The organism is Streptomyces sp. NPDC037290 (assembly GCF_055603245.1).
The window spans coordinates 1-1,653 of record NZ_JBVJVZ010000125.1; the positions used below are offsets into that span (position 1 = coordinate 1).

The following is a 1,653-nucleotide window of genomic DNA, read 5'->3' on the forward strand; positions in this document are numbered from 1 at the left end:
GGGCGCGTATCGAGTCGTGATCAGTGAGTGGTGCTGGTGAGGTCTTTGATCCAGATCATCGAGGCGCGCAGGTGGAGGCCGGCGAGGTAGGTGTCCGGGGCCTTGTCGTATCGGGTGGCGACACCGCGCCAGGCCTTGAGCTTGTTGATCAGGCGCTCCACGGTGTTCCTCTCCTTGTAGAGATCGGTGTCGTGGCCGACGGGCCGACCGCCCCCGGAGCCCTTCTTCTTCCGGTTGGCGGCCTGGTCCTTCTTCTCCGGGATCACTGCCTTTATGCCGCGTTTGCGCAGGTGGATCCGGTTGCCGCGGGAGGAATAGGCCTTGTCGGCGGCGACCGCGTCCGGCCGGGTGCGGGGGCGACCGACGGGGCCGCGGACCCGTAACTTCTTCAGGACGGGAATGAACTGCGGGCTGTCCGCGGCCTGGCCCGCAGTCAGCACGAACGCCAGCGGGCGGCACTTGCGGTCGGCGGCCAGGTGAACCTTGCTGGTCTGCCCGCCCCTGGAACGTCCCAGGAGAGCAGCATTCAGCCGGAGTTTGCGCCGACGCCGAATGCGCTGTCGCTCCTCGCGCCCGGGACCGGTCTCGGTGTCCTGTCCGTCTTGTTCTGCGAGGTTGCCCCCTTTGACCTGGCCTTCTCCTCCTCGGCGGCAGCCTTCTCCAGTGCGCCGAGGACGTCCTCGTCCAGGTGCATCCCGGCCGCGTCGTGGTGGGCACGCGCGGTGGTGGAGTCGATGCTCACCAACGACAGGTCCACCTCACCCCGCTTCACGGCTTCCGCGATCAGGCCCTCCAGCAGGGTTTCGAAGACACCGCCGTCACGCCATTGCCGGAAGCGGTTGTGGACAGTCGACCAGGCACCGAACTCCTGCGGCATCTCCCGCCACTGTCCGCCGGTCTTGAACCGCCAGATCACACCCTCGAACTGCTGCCGCAGCCGCTCGGGATACGGGCCGTACTCGCCAATCGGCAGGTATGGCTCGATGAACTCCCATTCCTCATCCATCAGTTGCACTCGCGTCACGCCAGAAGAACTACCGGTCCAGGCCCCGCTCCGAAGACGAATATCGCAGATCGATCACGGCTCGATACGCGCCCTAGGACTCAGGGGCCGTCTCACGGAGGCGATCACGGCGGACGCGATGGCAGTCACGGCGAGGCTCCCCATCATGACCATCCCCACGCCGACCATGAAGAGGCCGGTGGAGTCGTCCGACCAGTCGAAATAGGCAGCAATGGTGAGGCCGGCCGTGGTGCCGAGCACAGCTCCGGCGACGTAGCGACGCGATGCCTCCCAGTACACCGGTACCAGCAGGGTCAGTACCAGCCCGATCACCTGCCAGGCCTCGTACGGACCGGTCGAAGTGCCATCGGGTTGCACGTCATAGTGCTGGTCCCAGCCCAGCCAGGCAGCCCACGCCGCCATCGACACCCCAGCCAGCACCAGGGTCGGCAACAGTTGGGGAACAGGTCTCAGTAGTCGGTTACGCATGACCCGAGTGTTTCCGCTCGTCCCATCGCCGACCAGAGCGCCAGTACTCGGCTCCGCCTGAGTACATCAGCGGGTCCTCTGGCACGGCTGGAGGGTCGGCGTCGGTGCCCCGCCGAGACAGTGAAACCCGCTGATTGATCACGACTCGATACGCGCCCTAG

Annotated in this window: 1 protein-coding gene and 1 pseudogene; both read right to left on the reverse strand. The window is 66.1% G+C overall.

Translation table 11 applies throughout. The annotated features are described in order from the left end of the window. Positions 1 to 20 precede the first annotated feature (20 nt). A pseudogene (locus tag ACZ7HQ_RS45315) lies at positions 21 to 1,024 on the reverse strand (IS5 family transposase). 54 nt (positions 1,025 to 1,078) lie between these two features. After that, on the reverse strand, positions 1,079 to 1,492 hold the full coding sequence (locus ACZ7HQ_RS45320; protein ID WP_471003449.1) for a hypothetical protein: 414 nt from the start codon (positions 1,490 to 1,492) through the stop codon (positions 1,079 to 1,081). Positions 1,493 to 1,653 lie beyond the last annotated feature (161 nt).